This window comes from Pseudomonas sp. DSP3-2-3 (genome assembly GCF_049898225.1).
In the GTDB taxonomy this organism is placed as follows: Bacteria; Pseudomonadota; Gammaproteobacteria; order Pseudomonadales; family Pseudomonadaceae; genus Aquipseudomonas.
On sequence record NZ_JAFCXH010000031.1, the window covers coordinates 1 to 16,039 of the forward strand.

The 16,039-nt window shown below is 59.0% G+C and carries 10 protein-coding genes; 3 read left to right on the top strand and 7 right to left on the bottom strand.

Annotation, left to right across the window (positions count from 1 at the left end; all coding sequences use genetic code 11):
- Window positions 1-479 precede the first annotated feature (479 nt).
- The 3 genes from ACP7E4_RS25620 to ACP7E4_RS25630 all read right to left on the bottom strand — a co-directional run bounded on the left by ACP7E4_RS25620 (window position 480) and on the right by ACP7E4_RS25630 (window position 3,738).
- Window positions 480-1,724 carry a lipoprotein-releasing ABC transporter permease subunit gene (locus ACP7E4_RS25620; RefSeq protein WP_426119790.1) on the bottom strand — a complete coding sequence of 415 codons (1,245 nt, stop codon included), beginning with the start codon at window positions 1,722-1,724 and terminating at the stop codon, window positions 480-482.
- A 72-nt stretch (window positions 1,725-1,796) separates the two neighbouring features.
- Window positions 1,797-2,480 (bottom strand): lipoprotein-releasing ABC transporter ATP-binding protein LolD, encoded by a 684-nt coding sequence (lolD, locus tag ACP7E4_RS25625; RefSeq protein ID WP_426119791.1) that lies wholly within the window; start codon window positions 2,478-2,480, stop codon window positions 1,797-1,799.
- A gap of 7 nt (window positions 2,481-2,487) precedes the next feature.
- Window positions 2,488-3,738: a lipoprotein-releasing ABC transporter permease subunit gene (locus ACP7E4_RS25630; RefSeq protein WP_426119793.1), complete on the bottom strand. Its 1,251-nt coding sequence runs from the start codon at window positions 3,736-3,738 to the stop codon at window positions 2,488-2,490.
- Window positions 3,739-3,863: 125 nt separating this feature from the next.
- On the opposite strand from ACP7E4_RS25630, the gene ACP7E4_RS25635 reads away from it, so the two are divergent.
- Both ACP7E4_RS25635 and ACP7E4_RS25640 read left to right on the top strand, forming a co-directional pair.
- The gene (locus ACP7E4_RS25635) at window positions 3,864-4,451 is read left to right on the top strand and encodes a PilZ domain-containing protein (RefSeq protein ID WP_426119795.1); all 588 of its coding nucleotides are present in this window, start codon (window positions 3,864-3,866) and stop codon (window positions 4,449-4,451) included.
- A gap of 84 nt (window positions 4,452-4,535) precedes the next feature.
- A complete protein-coding gene (locus ACP7E4_RS25640) occupies window positions 4,536-5,258 on the top strand; it encodes a glycerophosphodiester phosphodiesterase (RefSeq protein ID WP_426119797.1) in 723 nt (240 codons plus the stop codon).
- Window positions 5,259-5,300: 42 nt separating this feature from the next.
- On the opposite strand, the gene sthA is transcribed toward ACP7E4_RS25640, so the two are convergent.
- From sthA to ACP7E4_RS25655, 3 genes are all read right to left on the bottom strand, one after another.
- Complete coding sequence (gene sthA / locus ACP7E4_RS25645; RefSeq protein WP_426119799.1) at window positions 5,301-6,695, bottom strand: Si-specific NAD(P)(+) transhydrogenase; 1,395 nt, start codon at window positions 6,693-6,695, stop codon at window positions 5,301-5,303.
- A 122-nt stretch (window positions 6,696-6,817) separates the two neighbouring features.
- Entirely contained in the window at window positions 6,818-7,903 is a 1,086-nt protein-coding gene (locus ACP7E4_RS25650) for an FAD:protein FMN transferase (protein WP_426119801.1), read from the bottom strand.
- 91 nt (window positions 7,904-7,994) lie between these two features.
- Window positions 7,995-12,548: a dermonecrotic toxin domain-containing protein gene (locus ACP7E4_RS25655; protein ID WP_426119802.1), complete on the bottom strand. Its 4,554-nt coding sequence runs from the start codon at window positions 12,546-12,548 to the stop codon at window positions 7,995-7,997.
- Window positions 12,549-12,837: 289 nt separating this feature from the next.
- On the opposite strand from ACP7E4_RS25655, the gene ACP7E4_RS25660 reads away from it, so the two are divergent.
- A complete protein-coding gene (locus ACP7E4_RS25660) occupies window positions 12,838-14,130 on the top strand; it encodes an MFS transporter (protein WP_426119803.1) in 1,293 nt (430 codons plus the stop codon).
- Between the two features lie 360 nt (window positions 14,131-14,490).
- Here the strand turns inward: ACP7E4_RS25660 and ACP7E4_RS25665 are convergent, their stop codons facing one another.
- Window positions 14,491-15,954, bottom strand: a complete 1,464-nt coding sequence (locus ACP7E4_RS25665) for a glyceraldehyde-3-phosphate dehydrogenase (RefSeq protein ID WP_426119613.1) — start codon at window positions 15,952-15,954, stop codon at window positions 14,491-14,493.
- Between the last annotated feature and the right edge of the window lie 85 nt (window positions 15,955-16,039).

Consider the following 16,039-nt stretch of genomic DNA (forward strand, 5'->3'; position numbering starts at 1 on the left):
AGCCTCTGCCTCGTTCAAGAAAGGCTTCGATGGCGGACAGCTTGAATTGTGTTGTGTACTTGCTCATGAAAAACACCCCAGAGGTTGGATGGGTGTCCAACTTTTGGGGTGCACTTCAGCATGCATCGCACACAGACCTCGTGGGAGCGTTCGGAGGTTACGACGGCCGCGAAGAGGTGGGTCAGACAGACCGCTAGCGCAGCCTCGCGCTGCTCGGAAGCTCCCACAAAAGCATGCATCGGACACAGACCTCGTGGGAGCGCTCGGAGGTTACGACGGCCGCGAAGAGGTGGGTCAGACAGACCGCTAGCGCAGCCTCGCGCTGCTCGGAAGCTCCCACAAAAGCATGCATCGCACACAGACCTCGTGGGAGCGCTCGGAGGTTACGACGGCCGCGAAGCGGTGGGTCAGACAGACCGCTATCGCAGCCTCGCGCTGCTCGGAAGCTCCCACATTATTGGTGTGTCCAGTCCTACAGATCACTCATACCGCAACGCATGCGCCGGCTGGATCTGCGCCGCGCGCCAGGCTGGGTACACCGTGGCCAGGAAGCTCAGGATGAACCCGGCGCTGCAGATCAGCAGCACGTCGCCGCCTTGCAGTTCCGAAGGCAGGTTGTTGATGAAGTACACATCGGAACTGAAGATGTGCTGGCCGCTGACCCGCTCCAGCCAGCCCACCAGGCTGCTGACGTTGATGGCAGCGATTACGCCAAGTACGCCGCCGATCAAGGTGCCGACGATACCGATCACCGTGCCTTGCACGACGAAGATCGCCATGATCTGCCCCGGGGTGGCGCCAAGGGTGCGCAGGATCGCGATGTCCGCACCCTTGTCGTTCACCACCATGATCAGCGTCGCGATGATGTTGAACGCGGCCACGGCGACGATCATCAGCAACAGCAGACCGATCATGGTCTTTTCCATTTTCATGGCACTGAACAGACTGCCCTGGGTGTGAGTCCAGTCGTCGGCACGATAATCGGCGCCCAGCCCGGTGGCGATCTGGCTGGACACTTGCGGCGCGGTGTACAAATCTTTCAGGGCCAGACGCACGCCCTGCACCTGATTGGGCTGCCAGCGTTGCATCTGCGCCGCATCGGCCACGTTGATCAACGCCATGGAGCCGTCGAGTTCGGCACCGACCTTGAACACGCCGACCACCATCAGGCGTTGCAGACGCGGGGTGATGCCGCCCGGCGCGTTGCTGATTTCAGGGACGATCAGGGTCAGCTTGTCGCCGACGTTGAGGCGAAAGCGCCGCGCGGTCAGCTCGCCGAGGACCACGCCGAACTCACCGGCCTTCAGGTCTTCGAGTTTGCCTTGCACGATGTGCTGCGCAACGATGGAGACTTCGTGCTCCAGCGCCGGATCAACGCCGCTGATTTGAATCGGCTGCATCGAGCCTTTATAGGACAGCATGCCTTCCATTTCCGTAAACGGCACGGCGGCGGTCACTTCCGGGTTCTTCATGGCCGCGGCAGCGACCGGTTTCCAGTCGTCCAGCGGCGTCACGCCAGCGATGACCGCGTGGGGCACCATGCCAAGAATCCGCGAGCTCATTTCACGCTGGAAGCCATTCATCACCGACAGCACGACGATCATCGCCAGCACGCCCAGCGCGAGGCCGATCATCGAGGTCATGGAAATGAACGAGACAAATCGGTTGCGGCGCTTGGCACGGGTGTAGCGCGCGCCTATGAAAATCGATAACGGTCGGAACATTCGAATAACACCGTAGCAAAAAATGCCGCAGAAAAAGTGACCCGGCGCGCTGAGCTGCGCCGGGTTGCGCGATCAGGCGGCGACCAGGTGGCCGTCTTCCAGACGCAACACGCGATCCATCTGCCGCGCCAGGCTCATGTCGTGGGTCACCACCAGAAACGCGGTGCGCGACGAGGTGCTCAACTCCAGCATCAAATCCTGAATACCTTGGGCGGTGTGATGGTCGAGGTTACCGGTCGGCTCATCGAGCATCACCAGCCCCGGCTGGTTGACCAGCGCACGGGCAATCGCCACGCGCTGCCGCTCACCGCCGGACAATTCCGAAGGCTTGTGCTGCAAACGATGCCCCAGGCCGACCCGTTCCAGCAGCGCCGTGGCGCGTTTGCGAGCCTCTGCAATGGCGGTCTTGCCGATCAACAACGGCATGCAGACGTTTTCCAGCGCAGTGAACTCGGGCAGCAAGTGGTGAAACTGGTAGACGAAACCCAGCGAGCGGTTACGCAACAGGCCACGGGCTTTTTCACCCAGCGCCGAAAGTTCTTCCCCGGCCAGCCAGACACTGCCGGTGGACGGCGTATCCAGCCCGCCGAGCATGTTCAGCAAAGTACTCTTGCCGGAACCGGAACTGCCGACAATGGCGACGCGCTCACCCGGAAACAGCTCAAGCTGCAGGTTGGCCAGCACCACCACCGATTCCGGACCTTCCTCGTAGGATTTGCCCAGGTTGCGGCAACTCAAAACTGCTTTATCACTCATGCCCGACTCACTCATAACGTAACGCCTCCGCCGGCTGCGTGCGCGCTGCGCGCCAGGCCGGGTACAAGGTGGCGAGAAAACTCAGGATCAATGCGGCGCCGCAGACCAGCAACACATCTTCGGCCAATAACTGCGATGGCAGGTAGTCGATGAAGTACACGTCGGCATTGAGAAACTTGTGGCCGATCAGGCCTTCGAGAGCGGAAATCGCAGCACTGACGTTCAGCGCGGCAAAAATCCCCAGCACGGCGCCAATGAGCGTCCCGACCACACCGATCACGGTGCCCTGCACCATGAAGATCGCCATGATCTGCCCCGGCGTGGAGCCCAGAGTACGCAGGATGGCGATATCGCCCTTCTTGTCATTCACCACCATGACCAGCGTGGAAATGATGTTGAATGCAGCGACGGCAACGATCAGCAACAGCAGCAGGCCGATCATGGCTTTTTCCATGCGGATCGCCTGATACAGATTGCCGTGGGTGCGCGTCCAGTCACGGGCGTAATACTGGTGTTCGCCGAGGGTTTGCGCGATCTCGTAAGCGGTGCGCGGCGCCTTGAACAGGTCGTCGAACTTGAGGCGCAGACCTTGCACTTGCTCGGGCTTCCAGCGATGCAGCCTGGCAATGTCATCCAGATTGGTCAGGCCCAGATAGCCGTCCAGTTCGCCAGCGCCGACATGAAAAATGCCGACTACCGTGAAGCGCTTCATGCGCGGAAACATACCGGCCGGTGTCACCGTGACTTCCGGTGCAACGAAGGTCAGCTTGTCGCCCATCTTCACGCCCAGCTTGGTCGCGGCCTTGTCGCCGATGACGATGCCGAAGCTGCCGGGGGCCAGATCATCGAGTTTGCCCTCCTTCATGAAGTTATCGATGATCGAAACTTTACGTTCCTGAACCGGGTCGATGGCATTGAGCAAGACTTTTTGCACGTTGCCATTACTGGTCAGCAGGCCCTGCATCTGGGTGAACGGCGCAACGGCCAGCACCTGAGGATTGCGCTTGACCTTGTCGGCCAGGGCTTTCCAGTCAGTGATGGGCTCGGCGGACTCGATGGTCGCGTGGGGCACCATGCCAAGGACGCGGGTACGCATTTCGTGATCGAAACCGTTCATGACCGATAACACGACTATCATCACCACTACGCCAAGGGCGAGGCCGATCATGGAAGTCAGCGAAATAAAGGAGACGAAATGGTTACGGCGTTTCGCACGGGTATAACGCGTGCCGATGAATACAAAAAGAGGTCTGAACATTTAGGGACTTGTTCGGAGGAATGGGAACGTCCTTGTGGCGGGTCCTGGCGGGCAGCTCTACACTCGAAAACACTCCAAGCACTGCGAGCAACCACTATGACAACCGCCGCTACCATGGGTTCGCCATGTCGACATTAGATGAAGAAGAACGCCGCGAATACTACCGTATCGAGGACAGCGTCGCACTGGAAATTAACCACTTGACCGGTGCCGATAGCGCCGACCTGAAGGCCATGCGCGAGACCTCGGGCCTCTTCGAACTGCTCAGCGAACTGCACGTCAATGAGTTTGAATCCCAGCATTTGTTGCGCCAACTGGACGAGCGTGACCGGGTGTTGAGCAGCCTGCTCAAATCGCTGAGCAAGCGCATCGACCTGCTCGGTCAGGTGGTCGCGCAAACGGCGCTCGCCAAGCTGGGCGCCCCGCAGCCCGTGATCATTTCCGAAGGCGGCGTGCAATTTTCCTCGCCGCAGGCGTACCCGGTCGATGCGCAACTGTCGATCAAAATGGTCCTCATGCCCCAGGCTTCGGCACTGATGCTGCACGCCAAGGTCACCCATTGCGATGCCTTGGCGGGCGGTGAATTCGACGTTGGCACCGAGTTTATCGAGCTGCCTGACTCGCAACGTCAGCTGCTCGCCCGATACATTTTGCAACGACAAGCCCAGCAGCGACGCCAGGCCCTTGAGCAACAGGAATTGCCTGACGCCTGATCGCGGAACATTCTGCCCATTTTCCAGATAGACCTGACTGCACTCGCAGCAAGAACGACGCCTTAGAGGCCACCAGGAGTAAACGTGACCCTTATTTACGGCCACCGCGGCGCCAAAGGCGAAGCACCGGAAAACACCCTGACCAGTTTCCAGGAATGCCTCAAGCACGGCGTGCGCCGTTGCGAACTGGATTTGCACTTGTCCCGTGACGGCGAGTTGATGGTCATTCACGATCCAACCCTCAAACGCACCACTGACCGACGCGGCAAGGTCAACGAACATTTGGCAGCGGATCTGGTGACTTATGATGCGCGCAAGGGCGGCCCGGGCTGGGTCAATCCTTGTCCGATTCCGACCCTCGCAGCACTGTTCGAGAAATGCGATTTCGAGCATTGGCAGCTGGAAGTCAAAAGCGCTTCGCGGACCCGTGCGGCCACAACGGTGCTGGCGATCCGCGAACTTGCGCAACGCCATGGCCTGCTGGACAAGATCACCATCACGTCGAGTTCACGGGAAGTCTTGCGTGCGGCCCTGGATCTGACGCCGGATATCGCGCGCGGGCTGGTTGCCGAATATGCCTGGCTGGACCCGTTGAAGGTCGCGCAAAGCTATGGCTGCGAGATTCTCGCGCTGAACTGGACGCTGTGCACCCCGGAGCGCCTGAAGAAAGCCCAGAATCAGGGTTTGCATGTGTCGGTCTGGACAGTCAACGAACCCGCGCTGATGCGCAGGCTCGCCGACTTCGGCGTAGACAGCCTGATTACAGACTTTCCCGGTTTGGCCAGCGCCACGCTCGGGAATTACTGAAATCGGTCTCCCCGGCCGGCTCAGGCCACCGGCCGGAGTCGCTTAAAAAAGCCGGTTGAGGCCATCGTAAGCAGCGACCCGATAGGCTTCGGCCATGGTCGGGTAGTTGAACGTGGTGTTGACGAAATACTTCATGGTGTTGGCTTCGCCGGGCTGGTTCATGATTGCCTGGCCGATGTGAACAATTTCGGACGCCTGGTCACCGAAGCAATGCACGCCGAGCACTTCCAGGGTTTCACGGTGAAACAGGATTTTCAGCATGCCGACCCGCTCGCCGGAAATCTGCGCCCGTGCCATCCCTTTGAAGAATGCCTTGCCCACTTCGTACGGCACCTTGGCCTGGGTCAGCTCGTGTTCGTTCTTGCCGATGGAGCTGATCTCCGGAATCGTGTAGATCCCGGTAGGCACGTCATTCACGTAACGCCAACTGCCGTTATCCACCACGCTGCCGGCCGCTGAACGACCCTGGTCGTACGCAGCACTGGCCAGGCTCGGCCAGCCAATCACATCGCCTGCGCCATAGATGTTCTGCACGCTGGTGCGATAGTTGTCGTCGACTTCGATCTGACCACGGCCGTTGGCCTTGATGCCAACGTTCTCCAGGCCCAGCTTGTCGGTGTTGCCGGTACGGCCGTTACACCAGAGCAAGGCATCGGCCTTGATCTTCTTGCCGGATTTGAGGTGCAGGATCACGCCGTTATCCAGGCCTTCGACCTTTTCATACTCTTCGTTGTGGCGAACCATCACATTGTTGTTGCTGAAGTGATAACTCAACGCCTGGGAAATTTCCGAATCCAGGAAGCTCAGCAACTGGTCGCGGTTATCCACCAGCTCGACCATCACGCCCAGCCCACTGAAGATCGAGGCGTATTCACAGCCGATGACACCGGCGCCATAGATGATCAGCTTGCGCGGCGTGTGGCCGAGGCTGAGGATGGTGTCGCTGTCGTAGATACGCTTGTGGGAAAAGTCGATGTCGGCTGGACGATAAGGTCGCGAACCGGTAGCGATAATGATCTGGTTGGCGACGAGTTTTTCCACGACGCCGTTGGAGCACACCACATCGATGCTGCGTTCGTCAGAGAAACTGCCGGTGCCGAAGAACACATCGACGCGGTTGCGCGCGTAGTAGCCAGTGCGTGACGAAACTTGCTTGGCGATGACGATTTCAGCGTTTTTCAACACATCCGGAAACGAAAACCAGCGCGGCTCGCCAATGGCCCGGAACATCGGGTTGGTGTTGAAGTGGATGATCTGCTTGACCGAATGACGCAATGCCTTGGACGGGATGGTTCCCAGGTGAGTGCAATTGCCGCCGACCTGCCGACGGCTATCGACCATCGCAACCTTGCGCCCCGCCTTGGCGGCATTCATTGCCGCGCCTTCTCCAGCAGGGCCGGAACCCAGTACCACTACGTCGTAGTTGTAGACAGCCATGCGTACTCCTTAGAACAGGCCGAGCTGCCACTCTGGCAGTTCTGGCTAAATCACATCGCGGCCAGCGACATGAAGGATCGAAACTCGGGGCGCAGTCTAAACCTGCGCCGAGGCGGGGAACATTAACCCTTGGTCGCGTCGTTAGCCAATTTTGTCGGCACTTCATCACCTTCAGTCAACTGATCGAAGGCGCGATTGCTGCGAATGATAAAGCCCTTGTCGTCGCGAATCACAAAAAAAGCAGCGATATGGTGTTGTTCGGCGTAATCCCAACCGCGTTCCGGGCCGAGAATCAGCAGCAACGTCGACAGCCCATCAGCCATCAGCGCCGAAGGGTGCATGACGGTGACCGACGCCAACGCATGCTCCACAGGCGCCCCGGTCAGCGCATCCAGAGTGTGAGAGTAGCGATGACCATCGCGCAGGAAATACTTGCGGTAGTCACCGGACGTGGAAACCCCATAACCATCAAGGGCGATGACGCGCTGTGCAATCCGCTGATCATCCCGGGGTTCTTCCAGCGCGATATGCCAAGGCGAGCCGTCGGGTTTTTTGCCCACGGCCTTGAGCTCGCCTGTGGCCTCGACCAGGTAATCCTTGATACCCAGGGCTTGAATTCGAGCACTGATCCGGTCAACTGCATATCCGGCCGCGATGCTGTTGAAGTCGACCTCCACCGCCGCGTCCTTGCACAAACGCTGGCCCTCGATGCGCAAGTGCTGATGACCGACGCGCAGCCGCGCCTGGGCCAATTGGCCAGCGTCAGGCACTTCTTCACCTCGGGATTGCGGGCCGAAGCCCCATAGATTCAGCAAAGGCTCGACGGTCAGGTCGTACCGTCCTTCACTGGTCCGGGACAACTGCTCGCCGAGACGAACCAGTTGCAGAACCGGTTCCGGCATTGCCTGGCAGCTATCGGCGGGCAAGGCGTTGAAGAGCTCGATGTCCGAATCACTGCGCCAGGTGGACATTTGCCGGTCGACTTCGGCCAGTATCGCCTGAACTTCGGGCTGCACCGCGCCAACGCCGGGCTGATCGGCACGACGCACATAGCTGACCGAATACGTGCTGCCCATGGTCGGCCCGCCAAAACTTTCCAGCCGGGAGCCATCCGTCCCTGGATCAGCTCCTGAATCACAACCCGCCAGGCCAGCTGACAACAATCCGAATGCACAACCGCGCAGCCAATCCAGTTTCCGCAAGTTCAAGAGACCGCCCTGTTCAACGAAACGATATGAGATCGAAAAAGGCCAGGAGCGAGCCTTGCCCACAGATGTGCGGACAAGGCCTGCCCACGGATCAGCGCGTCAGCACCAGAAACAACCGTTGCGCCACCTCCCCGCTGATTGTGCTGCGATAAATGTTGACCACTTCCCGGTTGTTTTTTGCGACATGGACCAGCGTCTTGTAGCCGAGCAGACGCTGATCCGGCAGTTTCAAGTGGGCCGCAGTGTAGGACTGGGCATCCGCATCTTCGGCGCCGTAATGAAAATGCGCCCACCACAACAGCTGATTGTCCCTGTCACGCAGAGAGTACTCCTGAATAAAATCATCACGCTTGCTTCCGGACATGTTCTTGCGGCCATCAACGCGGGCAATATTGACTTCATTTTGCCGATGCAAATAGCTGACACGTGCAGCGGTTGGCGGCTGCATCTTGATCATTGTGACGCGAAGATTCCTGCCTTCACTGATCAACCGGGCGGCTGCCGTACGCAAATCACTCACTGCCTGGGTCAATTGCGACGAGATTGGCACCGGTGTTCGGGCATCGCTTGCGCTTTGCGCCATTTGCTCGGCAAGAGCGGTGAGTTTTTGCGCCTTGAAAACCAGGATGTCTTCGATGTCTTCAGGTTCGTATGCACGCGTGGATTGCTGACGAGCCACGGCAATTGAACGCTCGACACCGTCCAGCAGGACCTGAGCCTGCTTCTTCAGCTCGCCCGGTGCCGGCAACACGGGTTTGGGCGCTGGCGCCGACTCGGCAGGCAGTATCGTCTCGATTTCCACCCAATCACCATCGGCATGCTGATGCCAGGAAGTGATCACTTCATCGGTCAGCGGATTGGTGACGTCAACCACCGGCTCGGGCGAATCGCTGTCGCCTTCGCGCAGACGCCCGACGAACGCGCGATGGTCTCGGGTCCTGACAATCCTCTTGTTGGTCTGCGCCACCCGAGGCACTCGCTCAACCACTGCCGCAGCAGGCTCCAGATGCTCCTGGATCAACCCGGTCAGGCGGCTTTCGGTCGATTCGCGCAGCGCCTTGATCTGATCGAGAAACTGCTCGAAGTACACGCCCTGATCTACGGCCAGTCCAGCTGACTCGACGTAACCTGCCTTATCCAGGGCTTTGTCTTGCTCGCGCAACGCATTTTCGAGAACCGCAATCTGCTCCTCTACCGAGTATGCATTGGGTTTATCCAGCTCGGCCTGGGAAATGAGTGCGCCATGCAGAGCCTTGTCCACGCGCAGCCCCTTCAGCATCTTCAGCTCATCAACGTCCAGAATGCTGGTCTTGCTGAAACTCAGTTCCAGCGTCGCCATCATTCGCTGCGTCTTCCATTGCATGGCGGTAAGCAGCTTGAGCCGGTCAGGGTTCATAATCTCGCTACGCCACGATTCCTCGCCGACCTTGGGTACCTTGCGCAACCTGGACAATAGCGATTCATGCATCTGTGACCAATGCACGCCCCGCTCCTGATTGGCCAGCAGTTGTCTGAACATGTCCATATAGGCGTCGACGTTGGCCGCGACTACAACGTCTTTGCCCGTACTCAGTCGCAGCTTCTCCATGGACCCTCGGGCTATATTGATATTTTCCTCCAATAGCCGGGATTCAAGGCACGCCAACTGAGCCAGCAGATGCTCCAACTCTTCAGCCTCTTCCCTTTCCGAAGGGCGGTTTCCCGGCCTGCGTTGCTGCCACAGTTCCAGACGCTGCTCCACAACATCCACCAACTCACGCAAGTCGCTGTCACAGCGGATGAGAAATAGCGTTCGCACCTCGCCCTTGGCTGTCTTCAACTGGTGGTGATAGCCGACGATTCTCTCGAACAGGGCAAGCTCCCGCGTTACCAGCGCCGCCGCACCCTCGGCAATCCGGGACGAATTGGCAGCATTTTCCTCGGCCAGTTTACGCAAGGTCTTTTTCGGGCCGCCGCCACGCAAACGCAAGCCGAGATCGAAGCGCCAGTGTTCTGCGTCCTGCACCAGACGTGGTCCACTGGATGATGGGTCGTTGGGACGCACAACGAGTACGCCCTCTTCATCAACGATCACGCGGAACAGATCGGTATCGACCCAGACCAGCCATTCATCTTTATAGGCATAGAGCCCGGAATAGCGCCCACTGGTCATTTTTTGCCCGAGAGCCGGGTGAGGCCAGTATTTGAACCGTGCCAGCTGCCTGTTTTGTCGCTCGGTGAGTCGATTGACCGGACGGGACCAGGAGAAATCCAGATAGGTTGGCGCATCGGCCAGCAATGCATTCCCATGCGGCGCAGCCTGATGAACGACGACCGGGTCAGAGGGCCTGGACTCCGCCAACAGATGTGTGGCCGCAGGCAACCTCCAACGCGCCGCGCCGCGCCGGGCAAGACCGTGATGCAGCAGCAACAACGAAATATTGAGCAGCAGATCGGCGAGCATTGCCGAGCGTACCCGGGCATCAGCTGTAGTGGGTGTGTTGAGCATCTGATTGACCCCGGACAACAATTGACCGAGCCACAATGCATTGGCGACTGAACCGCCAACCAGCGGCAGCAACGTGCTGAGCAACAGCCAGCCGCCTTCCTTCAGCGTCATCCAGCGGCTTTGCGCATTGGAAATCGCGCTGCGATCCGCCAACTCGATCAGTGCTCGGGCGTTGGCGCTGAACAGCGTGCTTAAAATATCTTCGCGGACCCAATCGGTATCCAGCACCGCCGCCTGAGGACGTTCCAATGGCGCGAACTCGGAACCGAGGCCAAATCGGAGAATATGTGGTTCGACGAAACCGCCGTTGGCATAAATCGGACGTGCAGCGTCACTCAGCCAGGCCAGGACGGTGTTCTGCAATGTGCCGGGTTGCGTTATGGCCGCAAGCAGCGCCGACCAACCCGGAAACTCGGTCAGGGTGGCGCGGGCCAGAGGCTGATAGAGCACGTACGGGCCGGCAGTGGTGTCGGCGGGTCCGATGACAAATGTATTAGCGACGACATCAGCGCTCTGCCCGTGAGCGCGAACGAATGCCAATGGACGCAAAACGATGGGCTGGGCGCCCATTCTGCGCTCGGTCACAAGCGGTTTCATGATGGCGTCAACCATATGCCAGGCAGGCAGACTCAACTGCCCTTTGATCTTCTGCTCCAGCGCCAGCAGTGGCAGTTGCAGTCGCAGCTGATCGGCAAACAAGCGCTGCCGCCGCAGCGCTTCGGCTGTATCGGTGACCAGATAGTGCTTGAGCAAGTCTGGATAAACCTGACCGATATCAGCACGTGTGACGAGCTGCTTCAGGTAGTCGGCGTTCATCCAGGCCGGCAATTCCCCTGAATCGGTGCGATCCAGCGTGATGTTCCCGGCGGGCAAGCCCGCTAGATTTTCCAGGGCGAATTCGGGGAGCGTCATGTAAACCGGTTCAATACTGCCTACTGCAAACGGCTGACCACCACCCGGAACCGTCTCGGCCACGACCTTATCAATCCGTACCTGAACCTGCCCGACGGAAAAATCCACGGCATCTGGGTGATCCTTGCGGATCTCCTGCGTCAATGCGGTGCTGGCAAACTCAAGAATCGGCGGCAGATCGTCATCAAAGGATTTGCCGTTGGCCCGCTGCTGGGTAACCGCCAGAGCAGTGAGCAGGCGGCTGTAATCAGTACGATCAACCTGCGATGCGGTTTTCAGCCAAGACGGTAGACGGTCAATGCTCACCAGCGGCGGATTCGTCCGCTCTGGTTCAGGCTTGAACCAACCGCTGACGTCGGTTAGCGCTGCCAGTGACTGCTCCAGGCTGCCGAGGTCATATGAATGGTCGCTCTTGAGGCGCTGTATCTCAGCAAGCTGGCTTTCGAGAAGCGCCTGGGTCAGCACGTCGAAGATGTCGTCCTCTGGCTCGTAGGCCGTCCATTGCACTTCGCGGACCACGTGCTGTACCGCTGACAGTTGCGCGAGACTCTGCTCCCATGCCGGTAGCGAGGGCCAGGCTTCGCAGCGTCCCGACAACCCATACACGAGGACTCGCTCGCCACTGAAAATCACCAAGGCGGGCAGCAGCACGCTGCCGGCCGCTTGCTCCCCTGTCTGTAGCTGAACAACGCAGACCCTAGGTGAAGAGGCGCGTACCAACGTCAGCTGTCGGTCGAGTCTCAATGGAAAAAGGGTGATGTCCCGCAGCACCTGTCGACTTTCGGCATCAGCAGGTTGCGGGGGAGTTGTGTCCAGCATGTCGATGATTTGCTGCCTGACTCGCTCCGCCAACCAGCCCCAGCGATTCTGGCAGCCAGGACTGTCGTTGGCGCAGTTGTGCCAGTAATCCACCAGGGCCTGTTTGTAAGACTCGAACAAGCCCAGGGCCAGCCGATCCATGAGGGCGCCGACCTGCTCGATATCTACCGGCAGTGGCGTGGCGGCTTCTGATCGGGACAGCAGCGTGGTCTGCTCCGCACGCCAGTTCACGGTGGATTGCGCGGCGAAATGATCCAGCAGGCAATCGGTAAGGTTTTTTGCCGCATGCGCGACGGCTGCAACTTCCGGATCGATGAGCAGCGTCGGATACAGCTCGCGCAACCCGTCACTCAAAGCGGCGGTGACGACGCTGCGCAGCGTGGGACGGCTGGCAAAGTGTTCTGCAACATCTAAGGCAATAGTCATGAGATTCCAGCTTGCTTGTGAATGACCACCCACCAGGGCCTGAGGCCGTGGGCAATTTCACAGAAGCTAAACCCATCGGCGGGCGCGGTGCGCGCTAAACAAATACCGCATCGCGCGGCGCCAAAACCGTGGTTTGAAAATGCGCGATGCAGGGCGGATGGTTGTCATTGCAGGCCAATACACATATTGTTACAAATATGCTTCGCGTGCAGGCAGGAGCCTTGGCCGGTGCAAACAGGACATAAATACAACGGATCCCCTAGAAATAAAGCCTAAGCGAGTAATTCCAATGGCCTCCAATACAGGCAAGGGCAAGGCGATTTTTCGCGTTGTCAGCGGCAACTTCCTTGAAATGTTCGACTTCATGGTCTACGGCTTCTACGCCACGGCCATCGCCAAAACCTTCTTCCCAACCGACAGTGCATTCGCCTCCCTGATGCTTTCGCTGGCAACCTTTGGTGCCGGCTTCCTCATGCGCCCGCTGGGGGCAATCTTTCTCGGTGCCTACATCGACCGTCACGGCCGCAAAAAAGGTCTGGTGGTTACCCTGGCAATGATGGCCATGGGCACCGTGCTGATTGCCTGCGTTCCGGGTTACGCAACGCTTGGCGTCGCGGCACCTCTGTTAGTCCTGCTGGGTCGTTTGCTGCAAGGTTTCTCGGCTGGCGTGGAACTGGGTGGTGTTTCGGTGTACCTGGCGGAAATCTCCACGCCGGGTCGCAAGGGCTTTTTCGTCAGCTGGCAGTCCGCAAGCCAGCAGGCAGCGGTGGTGTTCGCCGGTCTGCTGGGCGTGGGTTTAAATCACTGGCTCAGCCCTGAGCAAATGGGTGAATGGGGCTGGCGCGTGCCGTTCCTGATTGGCTGCCTGATCGTTCCGGTGATTTTCGTGATCCGCCGCTCAATGGAAGAAACCCCGGAATTCCAGGCTCGCACCCATCGACCTACCCTGAGCGAAGTGGTGCGTTCCATCGGCCAGAACTTCGGACTGGTGATAGGCGGCATGGCGCTGGTGATCATGACCACGGTTTCGTTCTACCTGATCACCGCCTATACGCCGACCTTCGGTAAAAACGAACTGCACCTGTCCGACCTCGACAGCTTGATCGTGACCGTGTGTGTCGGGATCTCGAACTTCATCTGGCTGCCGGTGATGGGCGCGTTTTCTGATCGTATCGGCCGCAAGCCGTTGTTGGTGGGCGCAACCGTTCTCGCGATTGCCACGGCCTACCCTGCCCTGTCATGGCTGGTCGCCCATCCAAGCTTCGGCAATCTGTTGATGGTCGAGTTGTGGTTGTCGTTCCTTTACGGTTCGTACAACGGCGCCATGGTCGTGGCGCTGACCGAAATCATGCCGGTTGCCGTACGCACCACGGGCTTCTCGCTGGCCTATAGCCTGGCGACGGCAACCTTTGGTGGCTTTACCCCGGCGGCCTGTACCTACCTGATCCATGTGCTGGACAACAAGGCAGCACCGGGCATCTGGTTGACCGGCGCGGCGATTCTGGGTCTGGTGGCGACGCTTGTGCTGTTCCGCAAGGGTGGGCAGAAGCTGGAAGCGCCGGTGGCTGTGGCTGCCGGGTAATTATTTCTGTTGGAGATTCTATGTCCGGGGGCAACCGCCAGGCGCCAGACGTATTGTCTGAACCGACGCCTTCCCGGCTAAAGCCGGTCCCACAGTGGGACCGGCTTTAGCCGGGAAGACGGCATTCCAGTAGACGCAAATGCATCGGCTGTACGTCCAGATCTGTTGGAGGCTTGCCCGCGAAGAACGATAACGCGGTATGTCTGCCGAACCGCGTCAACCAATTCGCGGGCAAGCCTCGCTCCAACGGAAACCCCGTAAACCGAATACGACAACAAAAACGCCCCGACCGGAAACCCGGTCGGGGCGTTTTCATTCGACTTGCCGCTTGAAGCTTAGCGCTCGAAGCTGCTCTTACTTCTACTTCGGAAACGCTGGTGGGTTGACGCCCGCCATGTCTTCCATCACACGAACCACCTGGCAGCTGTAACCGAATTCGTTGTCGTACCAGACGTACAGGACAACCCGGTTATCGTTGGCGATGGTCGCTTCAGCGTCGACCACACCGGCGTGGCGCGAGCCAACGAAGTCAGTGGACACCACTTCCTGCGAATTGACGAAATCGATCTGCTTGTGCAGGTCCGAGTGCAGCGCCATGTAGCGCAGGTACTCGTTGATTTCTTCGCGGGTCGTCGACTTCTCAAGGTTGAGGTTGAGAATCGCCATGGAAACGTTCGGCGTCGGTACACGAATCGCGTTGCCGGTCAGTTTGCCAGCCAGTTCCGGCAGCGCCTTGGCGGCAGCGGTGGCAGCACCGGTTTCGGTGATGACCATGTTCAGCGCGGCGCTACGACCACGGCGATCGCCTTTGTGGAAGTTGTCGATCAGGTTCTGGTCGTTGGTGTACGAGTGAACCGTTTCGACGTGACCGTTGATGATGCCGAACTTGTCGTTGACCGCTTTCAGCACCGGCACGATGGCGTTGGTGGTGCAGGAAGCAGCAGAGACAATCTTGTCATCGGCAGTGATTTCGCCATGGTTGATGCCATGCACGATGTTCTTCAGCTTGCCTTTGCCCGGCGCAGTCAGAACCACACGGTCGATGCCAGGGCAGGAAAGGTGCTGGCCCAGACCTTCGGCATCACGCCATACGCCGGTGTTGTCCACCAGCAACGCGTTTTGAATGCCGTACTGGGTGTAATCCACCTCGGTCGGGTTCTTCGCGTAGATAACCTGGATCAGGTTGCCGTTGGCGGTGATGGTGTTGCTGGCTTCGTCGATGGTAATCGTGCCATCGAACGGACCATGCACCGAGTCACGACGCAACAGGCTGGCACGCTTGACCAGATCGTTGTCGGCGCCTTTACGGACGACAATTGCACGCAGACGCAAGCCGTCGCCACCACCGGTTTTCTCGATCAGGATCCGCGCCAGCAGGCGACCGATCCGACCAAAGCCGTAGAGCACGACGTCGGTGCCTTTGCGGCTGTTGGAGTTTTGCTGACCAACCACATCGGCCAACTCTTCACGCACGAACTGCTCGGCAGTTCGGCCGTTGCCTTCGGTTTTGAACTTTACGGCCAGCTTGCCCAGGTCCACCGAAGCGGCACCCAGTTTAAGCTCGCTCATCGCCTTGATGAGCGGGAAAGTCTCGTGTACGGACAACTCACTCGCATCGGACTGGCGATGACGGGCAAAGCGGTGGGCTTTGAGTATCGCGATCACTGAACGGTTGATCAGACTGCGGCCATAGATCGAGCTCACCACATTGTTATTGCGGTAGAGCTGACCGATTAGCGGGATCATCGCTTCGGCTAGGGCTTCACGATCAATCCATTCACCAAGACACTGGTCGGGCTTCTGAGTCACGGGAACCTTCCACATGTAGGGGCTGAAAAAAGGGGCTACATTATGCCGCCGCCTTTGTTTATGAGCAATGCACGGCTATCAGATTGCGCGGCACTACATT